The sequence below is a fragment of the Microbacterium oxydans genome, from assembly GCF_900095745.1.
Lineage (GTDB): Bacteria > Actinomycetota > Actinomycetes > Actinomycetales > Microbacteriaceae > Microbacterium > Microbacterium oxydans_B.
In genome coordinates, this window is sequence record NZ_FMIR01000017.1 from 482,005 (window position 1) to 502,960 (window position 20,956).

General features: G+C 70.3%; 18 protein-coding genes. 2 read left to right on the plus strand and 16 right to left on the minus strand.

Going from position 1 to position 20,956, the window contains the following annotated elements:
- Nucleotides 1-8: 8 nt before the first annotated feature.
- From BQ2383_RS12620 to BQ2383_RS12650, 7 genes are all read right to left on the minus strand, one after another.
- Nucleotides 9-1,193, minus strand: coding sequence for a M20 metallopeptidase family protein (locus BQ2383_RS12620; protein ID WP_091034405.1), 1,185 nt, complete (start codon nucleotides 1,191-1,193; stop codon nucleotides 9-11).
- Nucleotides 1,194-1,997, minus strand: a complete 804-nt coding sequence (locus tag BQ2383_RS12625; protein ID WP_208617668.1) for an ABC transporter ATP-binding protein — start codon at nucleotides 1,995-1,997, stop codon at nucleotides 1,194-1,196. It lies immediately after the preceding gene.
- Complete coding sequence (locus BQ2383_RS12630; protein WP_091034410.1) at nucleotides 1,994-3,919, minus strand: dipeptide/oligopeptide/nickel ABC transporter permease/ATP-binding protein; 1,926 nt, start codon at nucleotides 3,917-3,919, stop codon at nucleotides 1,994-1,996. Before BQ2383_RS12630 ends, BQ2383_RS12625 begins: the two co-directional genes overlap by 4 nt.
- On the minus strand, nucleotides 3,916-4,938 hold the full coding sequence (locus BQ2383_RS12635; RefSeq protein ID WP_091034413.1) for an ABC transporter permease: 1,023 nt from the start codon (nucleotides 4,936-4,938) through the stop codon (nucleotides 3,916-3,918). The genes BQ2383_RS12630 and BQ2383_RS12635 overlap by 4 nt, the downstream gene beginning before the upstream one ends.
- 4 nt (nucleotides 4,939-4,942) lie before the next feature.
- Nucleotides 4,943-6,517, minus strand: coding sequence for an ABC transporter substrate-binding protein (locus tag BQ2383_RS12640; RefSeq protein ID WP_091034415.1), 1,575 nt, complete (start codon nucleotides 6,515-6,517; stop codon nucleotides 4,943-4,945).
- 102 nt (nucleotides 6,518-6,619) lie between these two features.
- Nucleotides 6,620-8,059 (minus strand): aldehyde dehydrogenase family protein, encoded by a 1,440-nt coding sequence (locus tag BQ2383_RS12645; protein ID WP_091034418.1) that lies wholly within the window; start codon nucleotides 8,057-8,059, stop codon nucleotides 6,620-6,622.
- A gap of 1 nt (nucleotide 8,060) precedes the next feature.
- Entirely contained in the window at nucleotides 8,061-9,728 is a 1,668-nt protein-coding gene (locus BQ2383_RS12650) for a thiamine pyrophosphate-dependent enzyme (RefSeq protein ID WP_091034420.1), read from the minus strand.
- 159 nt (nucleotides 9,729-9,887) lie between these two features.
- On the opposite strand from BQ2383_RS12650, the gene BQ2383_RS12655 reads away from it, so the two are divergent.
- Complete coding sequence (locus tag BQ2383_RS12655; protein ID WP_091034423.1) at nucleotides 9,888-10,616, plus strand: FadR/GntR family transcriptional regulator; 729 nt, start codon at nucleotides 9,888-9,890, stop codon at nucleotides 10,614-10,616.
- 37 nt (nucleotides 10,617-10,653) lie between these two features.
- Here the strand turns inward: BQ2383_RS12655 and BQ2383_RS12660 are convergent, their stop codons facing one another.
- Genes BQ2383_RS12660 through BQ2383_RS12680 form a run of 5 tightly spaced genes read right to left on the minus strand, consistent with a single transcriptional unit; the run spans nucleotide 10,654 to nucleotide 15,741 of the window.
- On the minus strand, nucleotides 10,654-11,835 hold the full coding sequence (locus BQ2383_RS12660) for a M20 metallopeptidase family protein (RefSeq protein WP_091034425.1): 1,182 nt from the start codon (nucleotides 11,833-11,835) through the stop codon (nucleotides 10,654-10,656).
- A complete protein-coding gene (locus tag BQ2383_RS12665; protein ID WP_091034428.1) occupies nucleotides 11,832-13,013 on the minus strand; it encodes an amidohydrolase in 1,182 nt (393 codons plus the stop codon). The genes BQ2383_RS12660 and BQ2383_RS12665 overlap by 4 nt, the downstream gene beginning before the upstream one ends.
- Complete coding sequence (locus tag BQ2383_RS12670) at nucleotides 13,010-13,546, minus strand: hypothetical protein (protein WP_091034433.1); 537 nt, start codon at nucleotides 13,544-13,546, stop codon at nucleotides 13,010-13,012. Before BQ2383_RS12670 ends, BQ2383_RS12665 begins: the two co-directional genes overlap by 4 nt.
- A 1-nt stretch (nucleotide 13,547) precedes the next feature.
- Complete coding sequence (locus BQ2383_RS12675; RefSeq protein WP_091034436.1) at nucleotides 13,548-14,750, minus strand: aromatic ring-hydroxylating dioxygenase subunit alpha; 1,203 nt, start codon at nucleotides 14,748-14,750, stop codon at nucleotides 13,548-13,550.
- 22 nt (nucleotides 14,751-14,772) lie between these two features.
- Nucleotides 14,773-15,741 (minus strand): PDR/VanB family oxidoreductase, encoded by a 969-nt coding sequence (locus BQ2383_RS12680; protein ID WP_244176007.1) that lies wholly within the window; start codon nucleotides 15,739-15,741, stop codon nucleotides 14,773-14,775.
- A 148-nt stretch (nucleotides 15,742-15,889) separates the two neighbouring features.
- Here BQ2383_RS12680 and hisC point away from each other — a divergent pair, with 148 nt between their 5' ends.
- Nucleotides 15,890-16,999 carry a histidinol-phosphate transaminase gene (hisC, locus tag BQ2383_RS12685; protein ID WP_091034439.1) on the plus strand — a complete coding sequence of 370 codons (1,110 nt, stop codon included), beginning with the start codon at nucleotides 15,890-15,892 and terminating at the stop codon, nucleotides 16,997-16,999.
- 24 nt (nucleotides 17,000-17,023) lie between these two features.
- Here the strand turns inward: hisC and BQ2383_RS12690 are convergent, their stop codons facing one another.
- From BQ2383_RS12690 to BQ2383_RS12705, 4 genes are all read right to left on the minus strand, one after another.
- Nucleotides 17,024-18,070 carry a winged helix DNA-binding domain-containing protein gene (locus BQ2383_RS12690; RefSeq protein ID WP_091034441.1) on the minus strand — a complete coding sequence of 349 codons (1,047 nt, stop codon included), beginning with the start codon at nucleotides 18,068-18,070 and terminating at the stop codon, nucleotides 17,024-17,026.
- A 43-nt stretch (nucleotides 18,071-18,113) separates the two neighbouring features.
- On the minus strand, nucleotides 18,114-19,562 hold the full coding sequence (locus tag BQ2383_RS12695) for a glyceraldehyde-3-phosphate dehydrogenase (RefSeq protein ID WP_091034444.1): 1,449 nt from the start codon (nucleotides 19,560-19,562) through the stop codon (nucleotides 18,114-18,116).
- A gap of 150 nt (nucleotides 19,563-19,712) precedes the next feature.
- A complete protein-coding gene (locus BQ2383_RS12700) occupies nucleotides 19,713-20,378 on the minus strand; it encodes an SDR family oxidoreductase (protein ID WP_091034447.1) in 666 nt (221 codons plus the stop codon).
- A 44-nt stretch (nucleotides 20,379-20,422) separates the two neighbouring features.
- Entirely contained in the window at nucleotides 20,423-20,953 is a 531-nt protein-coding gene (locus tag BQ2383_RS12705; RefSeq protein WP_091034449.1) for a hypothetical protein, read from the minus strand.
- Between the last annotated feature and the right edge of the window lie 3 nt (nucleotides 20,954-20,956).

Genomic DNA, 20,956 nt, shown 5'->3' on the forward strand with positions numbered 1-20,956 from the left:
GCTGCGGATCACGCGGTGAGCGTCTCCAGCGCGAACGCCGCGAGCGCCGCGGCCTGATCGGCGAGGACCGCATCGTCGAACACGACCGTCGGAGAGTGGTTCGGAGACGCCGTCTCGAGATCGACCTCCGCCGGCGTCGCCCGCAGGAACAGGAACGCCCCCGGAACCTGTTCGAGCACGAAGGAGAAGTCCTCCGATCCCATCACGGGGTGCGCGGTCTCCCACACGCGCTCGTCGCCGAACAGGCCCTGCAGCGTGGCTCGCACCCGCTCCACCGCGCGGGCATCGTTCACGGTGGGCGCGCACAGCACGCTCACATCGACCTGGGCCGTGCAGTCATGGGCGGCCGCGATCTCGCGGACGAGCACGGGGAGCTCCGCCTGCACGCGCGCACTCGACTCGTGCGACAGCACCCGCACCGAGGCGACGAGCGTGGCGGTGTCGGAGATGATGTTCCGGGCCGGTCCCCCGGCATGCAGTTGTGTGACGCTGAGGACGACCGGATCGAACACGTCGAAACGGCGGGTGACGAAGGTCTGCAGCGCGGTGACGAGTTCGGCGGCGACGGGCACGGGATCGCGGGTCAGATGCGGCGCCGAGGCGTGTCCCCCGGCTCCCGTGACGGTGATCTCGACCTCGATCGCGCCGGCCATGAGCGCGCCGGGACGGGTCGAGAACACGCCGTACTCGCCGGGCACGACATGGATGCCGAAGGCCGCGACCGGCCGGGACCCGGTGGTCTCGAGGAGCCCCTCGGCCAGCATCCGCTTCGCGCCGTCGCCGAGCTCCTCGCCCGGCTGGAACATCAGCAGGACGTCGCCGTGGAGCTCCTCACGGCGCCCCGCCAGCAGGTGGGCGGCACCGACGAGACCGGCGACGTGCAGGTCGTGCCCGCAGGCGTGCATCCGCTCCCCGGATGCCGCGTAGTCGAGCCCCGTGTCCTCGACCAGGGGAAGCGCATCCATGTCGGCACGCAGCAGCACGGTCGGTCCGGGATGCGCGCCGCGCACGACCGCGGCGATCGAGCTCAGGCCCTCGCCGAGGACCACCTCGAGTCCGAGGGGCTCCAGCGCGTCGAGCACCCGCCGCTGCGTGCGCGGCAGCTCGAGACCCAGCTCGGGGTCGGCGTGGATGGCGCGGCGCAGGGCCACGAGCTCGGGCAGCAGGACCTGAGCGTCGTCGAGCAGGGTCATTCAGGATCCGATCGAGTGGAGGAGGCTGTCGGTGCCGGCGTTCTGGATGCGCGGGATGGCCGCCACGAGCGCCTGTGTGTAGGGATGCTGCGGGTTCGTGACGATCGCGTCGGCATCGCCGTGCTCGACGATCTCGCCGTTGCGCATCACGGCCGTGGTGTCGGCGATGTAGCGCACCGCGGCGAGGTTGTGAGTGATGAACAGCACCGAGAGCTCCAGCTCGCGCTGCAGGTCGCGCATCAGGTTGAGCACCGCTCCCTGCACCGAGGCGTCGAGGGCGGACGTGATCTCGTCCGCGATGATCAGGCGCGGCTTCACCGCGAGGCAGCGGGCGATCGCGACGCGCTGCCGCATGCCGCCGGACAGGCTCGACGGATGCAACTCCGACACACCGGGCTTCAGCCGCACGAGTTCGAGCAGCTCCTTGACGCCGGCCGCACGAGCCTTGGCGTTGCCGGAGCCGTGGGTGGCCAGCGCCTCGTCCAGGGTCTCGCCCACCGACATGCGCGGGTTCAGCGACGAGTACGGGTCCTGGAAGATCATCTGCACGTCTCGGGCGTGGGCCCTGCGATCACGGCGTCCGACCGCGAGGTCTTTGCCGTCGAGCAGGATCCGGCCCGACGTCGGCTTCTGAAGCCCCGCGACCGTGCGCGCCACCGTGGACTTGCCCGATCCGGATTCGCCCACCAGCCCCACCGTCGTGCCGTGCGGCACCGTGAGCGACACGTCGTCCACCGCATTCACGGCATGGGGGGCGCGACCGAATGTGACCACGAGGTTCTCGATGACGAGATCGGCCATCATGCACCCGCCTTCGCGAATTCGTCTTCGTGCACTCCGACGTCCTGCGGGTGCCAGCACGCCACGCGGCCGGAGCCGTGCGCGACGAGCTGAGGGGTCTCGGTGCGGCAGAGCTCGGTGGCGAACGCACAGCGCGGCGCGAACGCGCAGCCGACCACCGGCTGCGCGAGGTCCGGCGGCTCGCCGGGGATCGTCGCGAGTGGTGCTGTGCGGTCGGTGTCGAGATCCGGCAGCGACTCCGCCAGCGCGCGGGTGTAGGGGTGCGCCAGCCGTTCGGGTTCCGCGAGGTGGCGGACGTCGACGTCTTCGACGATGCGGCCGCCGTACATGACCAGGATGCGCTGGCAGAGCTCGGCCAGCACCGCGATGTCGTGCGAGACGACGATCGCCGCCGCCCCGGTCTCCTCGCACTCGCGGCGGAGCAGGGCGAGCACCCGCTGCTGCACCGTGACGTCGAGCGCCGTGGTGGGCTCGTCGGCGATGATCAGCCGCGGCTTCCCGATCTGCGACATCGCGATGAGCGCACGCTGCCGCATGCCACCGGAGAACTCGTGCGGGAACTGCTTGGCCCGGCGCGCCGGATCGGTAATCGACACGGCCGCCAGCGCGTCGACGGCCGCGGCATCCGCTTCCCGCCGCGTCGCCTTCTGGTGCACGCGCGGCACCTCGGCGAGCTGCGTACCCACGCGGAGTGCCGGGTTCAGCGCGGTGAGCGAGTCCTGGAACACGACACCGACCCTCGTGCCGAGCTTCTTCGCCGCGCGCTCGCTCGACAGCCCGGACAGCTCCTCGCCCGCGAAGGTGAGGCGCTGCGCGCTGACGGCGGCGCCGGCCGGAGCCAGCTGCGCGATCGCCATCATCGTGACGCTCTTGCCGCTGCCGGACTCGCCGACCACGCCGACGATCTCGCCGGGGGCGATGCGGAACGAGACGTCCTGCACGGGGCGTACCCAGCCGTGCTCGCCGGGGAACGAGACGCTGAGGCCGACGACGTCGAGCAGCGGTTCGACATCGTCCGCCCGCTCGTCGACCGCTTCGGTCGAGGCGACGCGGGCAGGGTCGCCGAGCTCGCGGGCGCTGAGCGTACGGGTGCGCCCACGGCCGCGCATGTGCGAGGCCAGCGCCTCGCCGAACATGCCGAACATGATGCCGGCGAGAACGACCATCACACCGGGGCCGACGATCGCGGACGGCTGGCTGTAGACCTGTTCGAAGCCCTCGCTGAGCAGGCGGCCCCAGTCGTACTCGGGCGGCTGCACGCCGACGCCGAGGAAGCTGAGGCTGGACAGGGCGAGGAGTCCGCCGCCGATCGAGATCGTGACGTTCACGATCACCGGCTCGGCGATGTTGGGAAGGATATAACGGGTGAACTGACGCGTCTTCGACACCCCGAGCAGGCGGGCCGCGGCCAGGTACTCCGAACCGCCGACGCGCGAGGAGAGCGTCTGTGCGAGGCGGGCGAACGAGGGGGTCATGGTCAGCGCGAGCGCGATCACGGCCGTCGTGGAGCCGGTGCCGAGCAGGATCACGGTGAGCATCGCCACCAGCAGCACCGGGAAGGCGAGCCAGGTGTTGATGACCGAGCCGAACAGGCGCTGCACGCGCGGACCGGCGACGACCGGCAGCGCGCCGAGGATCAGCCCGGCCACCGCGCCGATCGCGGTCGCGGTCAGCGCCATCACGAGCGACAGCCGCGTGGCCACGAGCGTGCGCAGCAGCAGGTCCCGCCCGAGTGCGTCGGTGCCGAGAGGGTGCTCGGCACTCGGCGGCTGGAGGAGGTCAGCGGGCGACGGGGTCTCGGCCTGCGTACCCCACAGCATCGGGGCGAACACGGCGAGGAGGGCGAAGATCGCGATGAAGGTCAGCGAGATCAGCGCCATCGGTGACTGCAGCAGCCAGGAGCGCCGCCGGTGCGAGGAGGTCATGCGGTCTCCAGAATGGTCGTACGACGGTCGAGGATGGCGAGCACCACATCCACCAGCAGGTTCACGACGAGGATGATCGCCGCGTAGACGATCGCGAGCCCCTGCACGATGCCGTAGTCCTTGGTGATGATCGCCTGCACGAAGGCACTGCCCATGCCCGGCCAGTTGAAGACCCGCTCGACCAGGACGCTGCCGGCGATCATCGTCGCGAGCAGGGCGCCGCCGAGGGTCAGGGTGGCGGTGAGCATGTTCGGCAGGGCGTGCCGGAAGTACACCATCGCGGCCGGGAGCCGCTTGGAGCGCGCGGTGCGGATGTAGTCGTCGCTGAGCACGTTGAGCGCCTCGACACGGGCGATGCGCGACAGCGACGCCGACGCGCCGAGTGCGAGCGCGAGGACGGGCAGGATGTACGACTGCGGGCCGCTGATGCCGGCGACCGGGAGGAGCGGGATCGTGATGGCGAACAGCGTCAGCAGTGCGACACCGATCAGGTACTCCGGCACGGCGGCGAAGAAGCCCGTCACCGAGGTGAAGGCGACCTCGACGGGACGACGGCGGTTGCCAGCGGTGAGGATCGCGATGGCGAGCCCGAGGGGGATCGCAATGAGGAGGATCACGATGAACGCGATGCCGGCGAGCTGCACGGTGGCGGGGAGCCGGTACTCCACCAGCTCGTTCACCGATCGTCCGGTGATCAGGGAGACGCCGAGATCACCGCGGAACACGATGCCCGTCAGATAGTTCCAGAACTGCACGATGAGCGGATCATCGAGCCCGAGCTGCGCCCGGCGCTCCGCCACCACGGATGCCGGTGCGGTCGGTCCGAGAGCCGCACGGACCGGGTCTCCCCCGGCGGCGCGGAGGACGACGAATGCCGCCGTCACGATCACGAACATCGCGATGAGCATCCGGCCGATGCGCCGGAGGAGGAAGGGGATCCAGCGGCCGCCGCCGTGGCGACCACCCCGAGGGGTGGCCACCACGACGGTCTTCGGCCGCGTCACGATCTGCGACGTCATCCTGTCACTCTGTCACGCGGATCGTGGTCGGAGCGAGGATGCTCTTCGACATGCCGAACTCCACACCGACACCGTAGAAAGTCGACGTCGACGAGTAGACGGGCAGCACCTCGAGGTTGCGGAACAGGGAGTCCTGCGCAGCCTGCCAGGCGTCACACGAGTCGGCTCCGGCCAGCGCCTGCGCCTCGCCCACCAGGTCGAAGTACTCCTGGTTGCTGTTGTAGGTCCAGTTGCCGCCGTTGGGCGGGAACTCGCCGCCCAGGATGCCGGCCCAGTCGCTCGGGAGACTCGTGAAGATCGGGGCCCACACGATGTCCCAGTCGCCGCCGGAGAAGATCACGTCGGTGTAGGACGCGGACGGGGTGGGCACAGCATCCACACCGATCTTCTTGAACTCGGTCTGCAGCAGTTCGATCGCGGCGGTGACGCCCTGGCTCTCGGATGCCGGGTAGAGCATCAGGATGGACAACGGCTTGCCGTCCTTCGCGCGGATGCCGTCGGCGCCCTCGACCCAGCCCGCGGCGTCGAGTGCGGCAGCAGCAGCATCCACGTCGTAGTCGGGGATGGCGCCGGAGCTGTCCATCGCGGTGCACGCGGCGCCGAACTCGGACACGAGTGTCGTGATCTGCTCGCCGCGACCCGCGGAGGCGACAGGTCCGACGGCTTCGCGGTCCACAGCCTGGGCGAGAGCTTCACGGACGGCGAGATCGTGGCCGACCCGGCCTTCCGCCTGGTTGAAGAAGATCAGCCCCGGGCGCAGCGGCACCTCGAGTTCTTTCGCGAACTCGGTCTTGTCGAGCCGGTCGCGCTCGCTGCCGCCGACCTCTGCGACGTTGGCCTCGCCGGTCTGGAGCATGTTGGCGGCGGTCGAGTCGCTCTCGATGATCGAGATCTCCACCGTGCCGGGCAGCCCTGCTGTCTCGCTGGTCGTGTCGTCGGGACCCCAGGTGTAGTCGTCACGCAGCGTGAACGTGTACGACTGCCCCGGGGAGGACGCCTTCAACGCGTAGGCGCCGGTGCCGTGGAACTCGGTGTCGAGAACGGCCGGGTCGGCGAGACCGGACGCGCACACGATCGGCAGGGCGCCGATCGTCTCGGCGAGGAAGCTCTGGGCGTTCGCGCTGGTGAAGGTGACCGTGCGGGCATCGTCGTCCGCCTCGATCGTGAGGCCCTCGGCGGGGAAGTACACGCCCTTGTAGGGCGAGCCCGTCTCGTCGGCCGCGGCGTACTCGAAAGTGGACTTGACATCGGTCGCGGTCAACGGCGTGCCGTCGGCGCAGAGGATGCCGTCCTTGAGTGTGAACTCCACGCCGGTCGTGGTCGACTCCCACGAATCCGCGAGCAGCCCTCGGGGCTCCTCCCCGGTCGGGTAGAAGAGCAGCGACTCGTACCCGAACGTCGATACGGACTCACTCGCGTTCGTCGCATTCGTGATCGGGTTGAGCGTTCCGGGATCCGACTGCACGGCGATCTTGATCGTCTGTGCCTCTCCTCCCCCGGGCTCTGCCTTACCGGCGCAGCCGGACAGGGCGAGGGCCGTCACGCCGACGGCGGCCGCGGCGACAATGCTGCGTCTCATGGTGTCCTCTCTCACGGGTTCCGCACGGTGCGGGTCAACCCAATTGAATGTTATGAATTACTCTTTATTGGCTCGTGTCGCCGGTGTTTCGGGTATGTAACTTCACGAGCGATCGTCGATGAGGGCAGCGGCGCCCATCACCGACTTGAGCTCGAGGAACTCCTCGAACCCGTGGACACCGCACTCCCGGCCGACGCCCGACTGCTTGTATCCGCCGAAGGGTGCACCGACATCGAGGCCTGCGCCGTTGATGCCGACGGTCCCGGTGCGCATGCGCAGAGCGATGTCGAGGGCGCGTCGAGGGTCGCTCGACCACACGCCGCCCGACAGTCCGTAGACGCTGTCGTTGGCCAGGTCGACAGCCTCATCGACCGTGCCGTAGGGGGTGATCGTGAGCACCGGACCGAAGACCTCCTCGTGGAAGATCCGCATGTCCGGCGTCACATCGGTGAAAATCGTGGGCTGCACGTAGGCGCCGCCTGCCGTCGGTTCGACGATATCGAGACCGCCGGTCAGCACCTGCGCACCCTCGTCGATCGCCGTGGCGATGTGCGCCCGGACGCGATCGCGCTGCAGAGCGGAGGCCAGGGGTCCGGTCGCCGTCCCCTCCTTGCGCGGATCACCGGGGGCCCAGCCCGCGGCAACCTCGAGCGCGACGTTCTGCCAGGCGTCACGCATGCTCTCCGGCACCAGGACGCGGGTCTGCGCGGCGCAGGTCTGGCCGGCGTTCGCGAAGCACGAGGCGAGCACTCCGCGCACCGACTCCTCGAGCGGTGCGTCGTCGAGCACGATCGCGGCGGACTTGCCGCCCAGCTCGAGGGCGACCTTCTTGATGGTCGCCGCCGCGGCGCGAGCCACCTGCTCCCCCACCTGGCGTGAGCCGGTGAAGGTGACCATGTCGACGCCCGGGTGGGCGACGAGGGGCGAGCCGACTCCTGCGCCGTCGCCGTGCACGATGTTCACGACACCGGCCGGCAATCCGATCTCGCGGAGGATGTCCCCGATGATCGCGGCATTGAGAGGGGCGACCTCGCTGGGCTTGAGCACCACCGTGCAGCCCGCGAGAAGGGCGGCGCCGACCTTGAGCACGATCTGGTGCAGCGGGAAGTTCCACGGGGTGATCGCGGCGACGACGCCGACCGGCTCCGAGACGACGAGGGAGTTCGACACCGCCTCCCGCTCGACGTGCGCGCGGGCAGCATCGGCGAGCATGTTCAGGTCGGCGATCGCTACCCCGACCTGAGCGGAACGCGCGAACGCGATCGGCGAGCCCATCTCGGCGCTGAGGGTCGCGGCGAGAAGCTCACGGTGGCGCGCCAACCCCTCGGCGAGCGCCTCTACGTAAGCGATCCGCTGCGCCATCGGCGTCGTGGACCAGCTGCCGAACGCGTCCGCGGCCGCAGCCACCGCGCGATCGACGTCCGCGGGGCCGCCTGCGACGACGGTACCGATCACGGTGCCGTCGGCCGGGCTGACGACATCGATCGCCCTGAGGCCATCGACATCTTCCCTGATGCCTGCGATGTCGTGCCCGATGGTCATGTCAGACCCCTGCCCGCTGCACGAGGTGCGCGTCGGGCGCGAGCGGAACGGGACGCGGGACGCCCTCATGGATGAGGTGCCACGGCGAGGGGAACTCCCCCACCGGCACGTCGATGAGGATCGGCTCGTTCGCGGGGACCGCATCGGCGAGCACACCCGCCAGTTCCTGCGGCGTGTACGCCCGCGCGGAGCGGATGCCGTACGCGTCGGCGAGCTTGCCGTAGTCGGGGTTCGTCAGGTCGCTGGCGAAGTAGCGCGCGCCGTAGCGGTTCTTCTGGATGCGGCGCACGTTGCCGTAGAAGCCGTCGTGGAAGACGATCGTCACCAGCCCGAGGCCGTAGCGCTTCGCCGTCGACAGCTCCTGCAGCGTCCAGGAGAATCCGCCGTCGCCGTTGACCGAGACCACGGAGCGGCTCGGATCCGCGGCCTTCACGCCCAGAGCCGTCGCGAAGCCGTAGCCCAGCGTGCCCTGGTAGCCGGGGCCGATGTAGGTCCGCGGCTGATACGCGGGGTAGCAGGCACTGGCCGCGTAGCCGACCTGGGTGAACTCGCTCACGAAGACGCCGTCCTCGGGCAGCGCACCGCGGATCGCGGCGAGGTACTCGCGCTGCGGGGCGATGTCGTCGAACTGCTCGGCGAGCCAGGAGCGGACGCGGACGAACTCGCTCTCGCGGGAATCGCGCTGCGGGGAGCCCACCTCGGCGGCGAGCGCGGCGAGCGCCAGCCGGGCGTCGGCGTGGAGGGTCTGCACGGCGGCGCGCGGGCCGCCGAGGTCCGCCTCTTCCGCGTTCACGAGAATCACCGGCGCACCATGGGTGTCGACCTGGGTTCCGAAGGTGGAGACGAAGCGGGTTCCGACCGCCAGTACGAGATCGGCGTCTTCACGGAAGGCACGGAGCGCGAGCGCGTCGAAGGCGAGGCGGTGCCGGGCGTCGAGCGCTCCCCGGCCGTTCTCGGTCATCAGCACGGGAATCTCCAGTGCCTCGGCGAGCGCCTGCAGCGCGACGGACGCGTTCGAGGCGAGCACTCCGCCGCCGACGACGATCATCGGCCGCCGGGCGGCGAGGAGCCGGGCCGCCGCGTCGCGGATCTGCTGCTCGTCGGGAACGAGCGGGGCGTCGGCGACCATCTCGGCCGCCGCCATGCGCGAGGTGGCGGCGAGCACGTCCGGCGGCACCTCGATCGCGACGGGACGCGGGCGGCCGCTGCGCAGCTGCACGAAGGCCTCGCGCACGAGTCCGGGGATCTCGTCGGCGGAGCGGGCGATGCCGGTCCACTTGGTGAGCCGTTCGAGGATGCCCGTCTGGTCGGGGATCTCATGCAGGGCGCCGAGTCCGCGGCCGATGGCCTTCGAATCGATCTGTCCGGCGATGAGCAGCATCGGCGAGTTCGCGGAGTAGCCCGTCGCCACACCGGAGAGGGCGTTGAGCACTCCCGGGCCGGGAACGACCATGGCGACACCGACGTCTCCGGTGCTGCGCGCATACCCGTCGGCCATGTAGGTCGTCGCCTGCTCGTTGCGGGCGCAGATGAAGTCGACCTGGTCGGCGCGGGCATGGAGGGCGTCTGCGGCGGCATCGAGCTGAACGCCCGGAATACCGAAGATCCGTGAGACTCCCTGGTTGATGAGGGAGTCTGCGAGCAGATCGCCACCGGTGTGGTCGGTCATCTGTTTCCTCTCGTGAGCAGCATTGCGTGATTGACTGTATTAGATACATTCAATTACTGCAAATAGGAGAATCGCCCTGAGCCGCCGCTCCCCGGCGGCGAGGCGTCTCTAGGATGTGAGAGATCCGCTGCACAACACTGCCCCGACCGAAGGACTCCCGTGGCCAGCACCCAGGATGACGCGCGCACCTTCCAGCGTGTCGCGCCCGCACAGTCCGTCGCCGACCGCGTCGTGACCGAGGTCGAAGCGATGATCAAGTCCGAGGGCCTCACCCCCGGCCACCGCATCGGCACGCGCCAGGACCTGTGCGAGCAGTTCGGCGTCGCGCCGGCCACACTCGGCGAAGCGCTGCGCGTGCTGCGCGCCCGCGGCTCCGTCGACCTGCGCCCGGGCCCGGGCGGCGGCATCTTCGTCGCCGACCAGTCGCCGCTCATCCGACTCGCCCACAGCGTGCTCCGCCTGCGCCAGACCGGCGCTCCGGTCAACGATGTGATCAAGGTGCTCGATGCCCTCGACGAGGCGGTCATGCACGATGCCGTCCTGAACCGCACCGATGCGGACATCGCCGACCTCGACGCGGTCATGTCCGACCTCGCCGACCACTGGCACGACCCGATCGAGGGGCTGCACGGCAACTGGCGGCTGCATCGCCGCATCGCCGAGATCTCGCCGAACGCGGTGCTGCGGACGTTCTACCTGAACCTCGTCGACTACATCGAGGGCGAGACCGCCGGCGCGGCGGATGAAGACGCACTGGCCGTCCCCGGATTCCGCCAGGACACGGACGAGCGCCTGCACATCCACGAGGCGCTCATCGAGGCGATCCGCAGCAGCGACGTCGAGGCCGGGCGCAAGGCCGTGCTGGACCACCGGACGCTCGGCCGCTGACCGCGGTCTCGGCACCGCGACCGGATCGCGCCCGCGCCTAGCGGGACACGTGCCGGAGAGCGAGCGCGGCCAGCGCCGCGGCTTGATCGCCGAGCACCGCATCGTCGAAGACCGCGTGCGGCGAGTGGTTCATCGGGATGTCGTCCGGGTCGACGTGCGGCGGCGTCGCGCTCAGGAACAGGAAGGTCCCCGGCACTTCGCGGAGCACGAACGAGAAGTCCTCCGAGGCCATCCAGGGCACGGCGAGCTCTTCGACCCGATCGTCGCCGAACTCCTCCCACAGCACCGCCGTCGCCGCCGCGGTCTCGGGCGCCGTGTTGACGGTCACCGGATAGCCGATGATCACCTCGACATCGGCCGTGCACCCGTGCGCGGCCGCGATGCGCTCGACGAGGAGCGGAAGTTCCGCCTGTGCCTGTGCGATCGAGGCCTCGGACAACGTGCGCAGCGTCGCGGCGAGCCCGGCCTGCTCGGGGATCACGTTCACGACATCGCTCGCGAACAGCTTCGTCACCGAGAGCACCACGGGGTCGAACACGTCGACGCGCCGGGTGACCCAGCTCTGCAGCGCCAGCACGATCTCGGCGATCGCGGGCACCGGGTCGACCGCCTGATGCGGGCGGGAGCCGTGGCCGCCCCGGCCGTGCACGGTGACCTTCAGCACGTTCGCACCGGCCATGATCGTGCCCGGTTTGAGTTGGAACGTGCCGCGCTCCCCCGGACCGACATGGATGCCGTATGCCGCTTCGACCCTCGCGCCGGCCGCGTCGAGCACGCCGTCGCGGATCATCAGCGGCGCACCTCCGCCGGCCTCCTCGCCCGGCTGGAACATGAAGACGACGGACCCCGCGATGCTCTCCCGCCGTGCCGCGAGCAGCCGGGCGGCGCCGACGAGTCCGGCCACATGGAGGTCATGACCGCACGCGTGCATGGCGCCGTTCACGGACGCGTACTCCAGCCCGGTCTCCTCGACGATTGCCAGCGCATCCATGTCGCCACGCAGCAGCACCGACGGGCCGTCCGCCGCCCCGCGCAGCACCGCGGTGACCGAGCCCAGGTCACTGCCGGTCGTGATCTCGAGGCCGAGGCCGGCGAGTTCCGCGAGCACGACGGCCTGCGTCTGCGGCAGGTCGAAACCGACCTCGGGGATGCGGTGCAGGCGGCGCCGCAGATCCACCAGCTCGGGCAGCAGGTGGGCGGCATCTTCGCGCAGCGTCACGGGTTCTCCTTCGTCGCGGTGTAGACGGTCCGTCCGTCGATGAGCACCTCCCGCACGGTCGAGGCGACGTCGAGCGGGTCTCCGGTCCACAGAACCACATCCGCGTCACGGCCGACCTCCAGCGCACCGACGCGATCGCCGATGCCGGCGATGTCGGCCGCGGCCGAGGTCATGGCGGCGATGGCGGTCTCGCGGGGAAGGCCGGCGCGTACGGCGACGGCGGCCTGCAGGGCGAGGAGTCCGATGGGAACCACCGGATGATCGGTGGTCAGGGCGACGCGCACTCCCGCCGCGGCGAGGGTCGCGAGGTTCGCCGGGTCGGCCTCGCGCACCTCGACCTTGGATCGGCTCGACATGATGGGGCCGAAGATGACGGGCACATCGCGCTCCGCGAGCACGACGGCGAGCTTGTGGGCCTCGGTTCCGTGGTTGAGCACGAGACGCAGCCCGAACTCCTCGGCGATGCGCAGCGCCGTCGCGATGTCGTCGTGCCGATGCGCGTGCTGCTCCCACGAGAGCGTGCCGTCGAGGGCCTCGGTGAGCGCCTGCTTTCCCAGGTCGACCGCGAACGGTGCACCCTCGGCGCGGGCGCGATCGCGTCGGTCGGCGTAGTCGCGCGCATCCAGGAGCGCCTGCCGGATGACGAGCGCGATGCCGAGGCGGGTCGACGGCAGCTGCTTGCGCTCCCCGTAAGCCTGCTTCGGATTCTCGCCGAGCGCCGATTTCATGCCGAGCGCCGCACGGATCACCTGCTCGTCGACCGAGCGTCCGCCGGCGGTCTTGATCGCCACACTCTGCCCGCCGATCGGATTCCCCGACCCCGGTTTCACCACCACGGCCGTGATGCCCCCGGCCAGCGCATCGGCGAACGCGATGTCCTCGATGTTGATCGCGTCGATCGCCCGCACCCCGGCGGTCACCGGCGACGACACCTCGCTGCCGTCGAAGCCCGCGGGACCGTTCGCCTCCTCGTGCACGCCGATGTGGCTGTGCGGATCGATGAGTCCGGGCAGGACCCAGCACCCCGTGGCATCGATCACCCGCGCACCGTCCGGCACGGAGATCCCGACACCGACCGCCTCGATGCGGCCGCCCGACACGAGCACCGTGCCGCCGTCGAGCTCCTCACCGAGGCCGGTGACCACGCGTCCGCCGATGATCGCGACGTCTGCGCTCATCGTCGCTCCTCGCTGGTGTTCATCGCGTTCTGTCCCGCGCGCCGCTCGACGAGCGCGCGCGTCCGTGTCAGCAGATCCTCGAGGTCGAGGCTGAGGATGCCGGCCGCGGGGTCGACCCGCACGACGATCCCGTCCTCGCACTCCGGCGGCTCCCCGCTGAGATCCACCAGAGGATCGTCGACCCAGACCCACGGCAGACCGTCGGCATAGCGGCGGATGTGCGCGAGCTTGTCGAACTGCACGGGCAGGAAGGGCCAGGGCTCCTCCGGCAACTCGAGCGGCCCGCGGAACGCCGTGTGCGCGTTGTGTCCCCACTCCGATGCCCAGACGATGTCGAAGTGCTCGGCCAGCTCGTGCAGGCGCCGGGCCGCCGAGTCAGGGATGGCGACGTCGCGAACCCACCGGCCCCAGGCGGAGAGGTGGTGCATGCTCACCGGGACCGAGGGCTCGCCCTCGATCACGAACACGTCGCTGATCCCCAGCACGAGGACCGGGCGGTCTCCGCGCGGCGGTCGCGCCGTGTACTTCGCCATGTCAGTCGTCCACCGCGTCGGCGAGCAGCGGCGCGTCTGCCGCGCCCTCGAAGTAGTTGCCGCCCTCGATGCGCACCAGCCGCTCCGCCTCGTCGAAGCTCACGCCCACCGGGTCGCCGCCGGCGGCGACCGCGCGGTGCTGCTTGGCCATCATCCGCCGGATCATCGCGATGCCCTGATCGGTGGTCGTGAGGTGATCCTCGGAGTGCAGCGAGATGGCACCCTGCGACTTCTGCGCCTCGTAGTCACCGGGGAGGCGCTGATGCTCGAGGTCGGTGAGCTCCTTCCACGGCTTGCCCTCGTGGGTGGAGCGGAGCTTCGCGAGAAAGTCGGGGTCGGCGTCACGCGCCACGGTGAAGATGCGGAAGTTCGTGTCGTCCATCGGCACGACCCAGCCGATCATGTTCGTCTGTCCCGAGCTGAGCTTCGGGCTGGCGACGACCCGCAGGTTCGGGAAGATGACCTCGGTGACGCGGCGCAGCTGACGACCGTCGCCGAGCTCGCGCATCTGGATGCTGCGCACGCCGAGCGGCGTGTACTCGTAGCTGACCTCGGGGATGAGCGCCATCTCGGGCGTGAACTGGTTGCCACTGAAGCGCGCGTGCAGGATCGGCACGTGGAACGGGTCCATCACGTTCTCCCAGTGCTGCAGCCAGTTGAAGTCGAGCTGGGCGGGTCCGCCGCCGCCCACACCCTGGTCGTTGACGATCAGCTGCTCGTCGTCGGCGAGATCCTCCAGCGTGTCGTAGCGCGGAAGCACGGGCTTCTTCTCGGGCGGGCCCAGGTACGCCCAGATCAAGCCGTACTGCTCCTCGACCGGATACCAGGGCTGACGCACGCGGTCGCGGTGCAGGCCCAGCTCGGGCTCGCACGGCTGCTCGAGGCAGTGCCCCTCGGTGTCGAACACCCACCCGTGGTAGCAGCAGCGGATGCCCTCCTCTTCGACGCCGCCGTAGAACAACGAGGCGCCGCGGTGGATGCAGCGCGGGTGCAGCAGGCCGGCCTTGCCCTTGCGGGTGCGGAAGAGCACGAGCTCCTCGCCCAGCACCTGCAGCGAGATCGGGCGCGTCGTCGCATCCTCGACCTTCGCGACCGGGTGCCAGTAGCGGCGAAGCACCTCGCCGTAGGGGGTGCCGGGGCCGACCTGGGCGAGCTCGTTGAGTGGCTGCCCGAGGCGTAGGCCGTATGCGGTTCCGGTGTCCATGTTCGCTCCGTTCGTGCGGGGGTCAGATGTCGAGGACGAGACGCTCGCCGAGAGAGCGGGACACGCAGATCATCATCGTCTCGTTGCTCTCGCGCTCGTCGGGGGTGAGGATCGAGTCCCGGTGCTCGGGGGCGCCGTCGATCACGGCCGTCTCGCAGGTGCCGCAGACACCCTCGAGACAGGAACTCGGCACCCCGATCCCGGCGTTCTCGAGCATCTCGAGGATGCTGCAGCCGCGGTCGACAGTGACGACGAGGTCGGACCTGGTCGCCACGACCTCGAAGGTGTCGGCACCCTGCGACTCGCCGAACGTCTTCGGCTGGAAGCGCTCGAGATGCAAGGCGCCGTGCGGCCAGTCGAGGCTGAGCGCTTCGAGGGCATCCAGCATGCGTTCGGGGCCGCACGCGTACACGGCGGTCCCGGCGGAGGGGACGCCGATCCAGGCGGCGAGGTCGAGTCGCTCGTCGGCGTCGCCACGGACCAGGAGCGTCTCGCCCCCGGCCAGCTGGGGGTGGCGGAGGAACGCCATTCGCTCCTCCGTCGAGCCGAGGTACGCCAGGCGCCACGGGATCCCTCGGCGGACGGCCTCGGCCAGCATCGGCAGGATCGGCGTGATGCCGATGCCGCCCGCGACGAACACGTACTCCGATGCGGGAGCGAGCGCGAAGTGGTTGATCGGGGCCGAGACGGTCACGATCTCGCCGACCCGGAGACTCTGGTGCACGTAGCGGGACCCGCCGCGACTCGGGCTCTCGGCGAGGATCGCGACGCGCCAGGCAGTGCGATCGTCGGGGGCGGAGCACAGCGAATACTGGCGCTCCACTCCGTTCGCGAAGCGGAGGTCGATGTGCGCGCCGGGCTCCCACGCGGGCAGGGGCGCGCCCGTCGGGTCGTCGAGTTCGAGGGACAGCACGTCCCGCGCCTCCCACCGCATCGCCCGCACGCGCAGGGCGAGGGACGCTTCCGGGGAATCCACCGCAGACTGGGGCACCGTCGCTCCGCTCCTTCCGTCGTTCCGGCCTTCATCGACCGAATTGACCACATTCGATATATTCAATTGCGATAGTATGGATGATGCCCGGCACTGTCAAACGGACGGACGGGTGCCGCACGAGCGGATGATGAGAGAGGCGGAACGGATGTCGGAGCTGAGACTGCGGGAGGACCTGAACGCGATCCCCGGATACACCCCGGGGAAGGCCGCGTCGCAGGCGGAGACCACCGGACCGGTGTTCAAGGTGTCGTCGAACGAGAACCCCTATCCCCCGCTCCCGTCGGTGACCGCGGCCATCGCCGACCGGCTCGCGCACATCAACCGCTACCCCGAGACCGCGGCGACCGCCCTCACCGCGGTGCTGTGCGAGCGGTTCGGCGTCGAGGCGGTGAACGTCGTGCTCGGCAGCGGATCCGTCGAGGTCGTCTCGCAGCTGATGCGCGCGACGGCCGGTGAGGGCGATGAGATCCTGTTCGCCTGGCGGTCCTTCGAGGCGTATCCGATGCTCGCTCGCGCGGCCGGAGCCGTGCCCGTTATGGTTCCCCTCACGGACGACCACCGGCACGACCTCGATGCGATGCGGGCGGCCATCACCGACCGCACGCGCCTGATCCTGGTGTGCAACCCCAACAACCCGACCGGGACCACGATCGGCGACGCCGAGCTCGACCGGTTCCTCGCCCAGGTCCCGTCGCACATCGTCGTCGTGATCGACGAGGCGTACGTGCAGTTCAACGACCGCGACGACTCCCCCGTCGGCATCGAGTACTTCCGCCGCTACCCGAACGTCGCCGTCGCGCACACCTTCTCGAAGGCCTACGGCCTGGCCGGCATGCGCATCGGCTACGCGATCGCCCCCGAGCAGCTCGGCATCGCGCTGCGCAAGGTCGCGATCCCGTTCGGCGTGACCGATCTGGCGCAGACCGCCGCGATCGCCTCCCTCGCCGCCGAGGACGAGCTCGAGGCCAGGGTCGCCGAGCTCGTCGTCGAACGGGAGCGCGTCGTCGCCGCCTTCACCTCCGCCGGTCTGACGCTGCCCGAGAGCAAGGGCAACTTCGTCTGGCTTCCCCTCGGTGATGCCACCTCCGCTGCCGCCGAGCTGTTGGAACGTCACGGCCTGCTCGTGCGACCGTTCCCGGGCGAGGGGCTCCGGGCGACCGTCGCCGAGCCCGAGGCCAACGAGCGCCTCATCGCGCTGGCTCCCGAGATCGCCGCACTCGCCGCCCCCGCGGAGGCCGTGCTCGCCTCTCGGTGACCGCTTTCTTCGCCGGCGACGCGCTCAGTCGCCGGCGAAGTGGGCGAATCGCGCCAGCGCGGCCTCCACGGCTGCCGGCTCGGCGGGCTCCACGAACAGCTCCGGCGGCAGGTCGCGGGTCGCGCTCGCGTGCGTCCAGCATCCGATGACGCGTCCCTGCTCAACCAGCGTGGCGCGCACCATGCCGTTCTTGCCCGGACCGACGATCGCGAGGTGCTCGGGCGCGCACACGGTCGCGCGGTCGGCGTAGGAGATGTAGTACTCGTCGAAGGCACCGAGGGCGTGGACCGTCGCCGCGCCGGTCGCGCGCCGCGGACGGTGAAGCGATACGAACAGCCCCTCGTCGACCTCGTCGACCCGTCCGGCCGCACGCTCGACCGCCTCGCGTGACTGCCCGAGCGTGAGTCCCGACCACCAGGCGAAGTCGGCGACGCCCGCCGGTCCGTGTCCGTCGATGTACCGCACGAACAGCTCGGCGAGCGGGTCGGCCGGGCGCGTGTGCTCGCGGATGTGCTCGTCGACCAGCACGAACCGCTGGTCTCGGGTGATGCCCGTCCGCGCGACGACGGGTCCCTGACAGATGAGGCCGTCGATCGTGAGGGTGAAGAGCAGATGGATGCCGCGCTGCCCCGTGGGGTCGATGCCGACGCCCTCGAGGATCTCGAACATCTCGGCGCGTGTGCGGCCGCCGTCGCGCAGCTGCGGCGTGAGCGCTCGCGCCGCCGTCGCGACCATGTCGTCGTCGATTCCCAGGTCGCGATGTCGGGAGGCCGCCTGCTGTCGCTGTCGGCCGGCGGTGACCTCGAGCATCCACCCCAGGTCCCGCGCCGGCACCGTGTGCAGCGTGCCGCGCATGGTCCACGCCCGCACGAGGTCGCCGCGGTCGAAGGCACGGTCGACATCGCGCAGACGCACCGGCCCGCGGGTGCGCGCGGCGAGGGCCCAGCGACCCGCGGTGAAGTCCTGACTCTGCACCGCGAGCATGTGATGCGCCGCATCCGCCACCGTGCGCGTCGGCGCGCTCAGACGGTGTGATCGGAGGCGCTCGGCGAGCAGGGTCGCGGTCTTCATGCCCCCATCATGCCGGGCACCACCGACGCGGCGCAGAGGAGCCTCAGCCCTGCAGCGTCACCTCGCGGCGCTCGGGCAGCACGATCGGGTGCGAGCCCGCCATGACCTCGAGCACGCGGATCACCTGGCACGAGTAGCCGAACTCGTTGTCGTACCAGACGTAGAGGATCAGGGTGTCCTCGTCGGCGATCGTGGCGAGACCGTCGACGATGCCGGCGCGGTGCGAGCCGACGAAGTCGGTGGAGACGACGTCGGGGCTCTCGACGTAGTCGATCTGCTGGCGCAGCTTCGAGTGCAGCGAGACGCGGCGCAGGTAGTCGTTGACCTGGTACTTGGTGGCCGGGCGCTCGATGGTGAGGTGCAGCACCGCGAGCGACACGTCGGGCGTGGGCACGCGGATCGAGCTGCCGGTGAGCTTGCCCTCCAGCTGCGGCAGCGCCTTGGCGACGGCCTTCGCGGCTCCGGTCTCGGTGATGACCATGTTGAGCACCGCAGAGCGGCCGCGGCGGTCGCCCTTGTGGAAGTTGTCGATCAGGTTCTGGTCGTTCGTGAACGAGTGCACCGTCTCGACGTGGCCCTTGACCACGCCGTACGCCTCGTCGATCGCGGCCAGGACGGGCGTGATGGCGTTCGTGGTGCAGGAAGCCGCGGAGAGGATGCGGTCGGAGTCGGCGATCGTCTCGTCGTTGATGCCGTGCACGATGTTCTTGAGCGGGCTCTTCCCCGGCGCGGTGAGCAGCACGCGGGCGACGCCCGTCGAGCGCAGGTGCTGCGAGAGGCCTTCCTCGTCGCGCCAGCGTCCGGTGTTGTCGACGACGATCGCGTCATGGATGCCGTGGGCGGTGTAGTCGATGGATGCCGGGTCATCGGAGTAGATCACCTGGATGCGGGTGCCGTTCGCGATGATCTGCTCGGCCTCCTCGTCGACGGTGACAGAGCCGGCGAAGCGGCCGTGCACCGAATCACGCAGCAGCAGCGAGGCGCGCTTCGCGAGGTCGTTCTCCGCACCGCGGCGGACGACGATGGCACGCAGCCGCAGTCCGCTGCCGCCGCCGGTGTGGGCGATGAGGATGCGGGCGAGGAGGCGCCCGATGCGTCCGAAGCCGTAGAGCACGACGTCGGTGGGCTCGGCGGCGACGGCTCCCCTGGCGGGTGCGAGCTCCTCGGCGAGGTAGTTCTCCAGCGACTGGTCGCTCTCGGCGTGCCCGGCGACCAGACGCGCGACGTCGAGGGAGGAGGCGCCGGGGGCGAGGGCGTGGATCGCCTCCAGTACGGCGAGGGTGTCTTCGATCGGGAGCCGCTCGTGTCCGAGCTGGGCGACGCGCTCGTGCACCTCGACCAGTCCCGTCGCCGAGAGTCCGAGCAGTCGGTGCCCGTGCAGCGAGGTGACCACATCGTGTTCGCGTCGAAGCGCCCCGATGAGCGGGATCATCCGCTCCGCCAGCTCTTCGCTCTCAGCCCAGTCGTCGCGGTGTGCCGCGGAATCGTTCATCTGCATCCTTGCATGTGTGAGCGCGCGCCGAGATCGCCGGCGCGCGAGTGTGCCGGGTGGATCGGGGGATGCCACCAGAGTACAAGCCGCGAGTTGACGAGCCGAATCGGCGGCGCGCGCATCGACCGGAGTCGGTCAGAGCGCTCCTGGTCAGTACTGCGCCGAGAACGCCCCGTCCGACTTGAGCAGCTGTCCCGAGATCCAGCGGCCCTCGTCCGACACGAGGAACTCCACCACCGCGGCCACGTCGGCGGGCTGCCCGAGCCGCCCGAGCGGCGTCATCCCGGCCAGTCCCGTGCGCGTCTCGTCGTCCATCCAGCCGGTGTCGATCGGCCCGGGGTTCAGCACGTTCGCCGAGATGCCGCGCGGCCCCAACTCGCGGGCTGCCGAGATGACCAGCCGATCGAGAGCGCCCTTGGAAGCGCCGTACGGCAGATTTCCCGTCACGTGGTCGCTGGTGAGGGCGAGGATCACTCCCCCGTCATCGCCGACCTGCCGCGCGAATGCCGCGATCAGCAGCAGGCTCGCCCGTGCGTTCACAGCGACGTGCAGGTCGAAGCTCTCGGCCGTGGTGTCGAGGATGCCGGATTGCACGTCGTGCGCATGGCTGAGGATGAGCGCGGAGATCGGACCGTGCGCCGCCACGACCTCGGCGACCAGAGCTTCGGGCCCATCCGGGGTCGACAGGTCGGCGGGGTGGTCGGCGTCGCGGAGGTCGCTGGTCACGACGGTCCAGCCGGCCGCGCGCAGGCGCGGAACGATGCCGGCGGCGATGCTGTTCGCGCGGGCGGCGCCGGTGATCAGGGCGAGGGGCATCCGGCCACGCTACCGGACCGACTCCCGCGGGTCCGCGGGCACGCTCATGTGCCGAGGCACATCACGACGGCACCGGCCGCGAGCGCCCACGACTCGATCATCACGAACCGCGCGACGCGACCGTGATGCACGGGCTCGACGATCCAGGATTCGATGACGTTCCACAGCACGACGCCGATCACCCCGGCGACCACGAGCACCGCCATCAGCCCCGAGAGCCCGCCGTGTCCCCCGTGCGATCCCGGATCAGGCGCCGTACCCGTCGCCACGCTCTCGAACGAGCAGACGGCGAGGAGCAGCGCGACGAGAGCTCGGCGGAAGCACCCGGCAGCGTCCCTCGTGCCGCGGACACCCACGGTGCCGAGCATGGCCGAGAGCAGCAGCACAGCCCCGAGCACGAGTCCCACCGTCGGCGCACCGTCCGTGATCGCCGTCACCAGCATCGCCGCAGCCATCACCAGGACCACCTGGCGACCCTGCCACGGAACCGCTCGTCCCGCAGCGAGGGACGCCGCCGCCGCGATGACCGCCGCCGCCGTCAGCAGCCAGGGCGCCGCCGGCACGAGATCATCCACACC

Coding starts and splice junctions, on each gene's coding strand:
- BQ2383_RS12700 (WP_091034447.1), bottom strand. CDS start 20,378: ATGCCCCTCGCCCTGATCACCGGCGCCGCCCGCGCGAACAGCATCGCC.
- BQ2383_RS12650 (WP_091034420.1), bottom strand. CDS start 9,728: ATGACCGACCACACCGGTGGCGATCTGCTCGCAGACTCCCTCATCAAC.
- BQ2383_RS12690 (WP_091034441.1), bottom strand. CDS start 18,070: ATGAAGACCGCGACCCTGCTCGCCGAGCGCCTCCGATCACACCGTCTG.
- BQ2383_RS12645 (WP_091034418.1), bottom strand. CDS start 8,059: ATGACCATCGGGCACGACATCGCAGGCATCAGGGAAGATGTCGATGGC.
- BQ2383_RS12675 (WP_091034436.1), bottom strand. CDS start 14,750: ATGGACACCGGAACCGCATACGGCCTACGCCTCGGGCAGCCACTCAAC.
- BQ2383_RS12670 (WP_091034433.1), bottom strand. CDS start 13,546: ATGGCGAAGTACACGGCGCGACCGCCGCGCGGAGACCGCCCGGTCCTC.
- BQ2383_RS12630 (WP_091034410.1), bottom strand. CDS start 3,919: ATGACCTCCTCGCACCGGCGGCGCTCCTGGCTGCTGCAGTCACCGATG.
- BQ2383_RS12665 (WP_091034428.1), bottom strand. CDS start 13,013: ATGAGCGCAGACGTCGCGATCATCGGCGGACGCGTGGTCACCGGCCTC.
- BQ2383_RS12635 (WP_091034413.1), bottom strand. CDS start 4,938: ATGACGTCGCAGATCGTGACGCGGCCGAAGACCGTCGTGGTGGCCACC.
- BQ2383_RS12625 (WP_208617668.1), bottom strand. CDS start 1,997: ATGATGGCCGATCTCGTCATCGAGAACCTCGTGGTCACATTCGGTCGC.
- BQ2383_RS12640 (WP_091034415.1), bottom strand. CDS start 6,517: ATGAGACGCAGCATTGTCGCCGCGGCCGCCGTCGGCGTGACGGCCCTC.
- BQ2383_RS12620 (WP_091034405.1), bottom strand. CDS start 1,193: ATGACCCTGCTCGACGACGCTCAGGTCCTGCTGCCCGAGCTCGTGGCC.
- BQ2383_RS12695 (WP_091034444.1), bottom strand. CDS start 19,562: ATGAACGATTCCGCGGCACACCGCGACGACTGGGCTGAGAGCGAAGAG.
- hisC (WP_091034439.1), top strand. CDS start 15,890: ATGTCGGAGCTGAGACTGCGGGAGGACCTGAACGCGATCCCCGGATAC.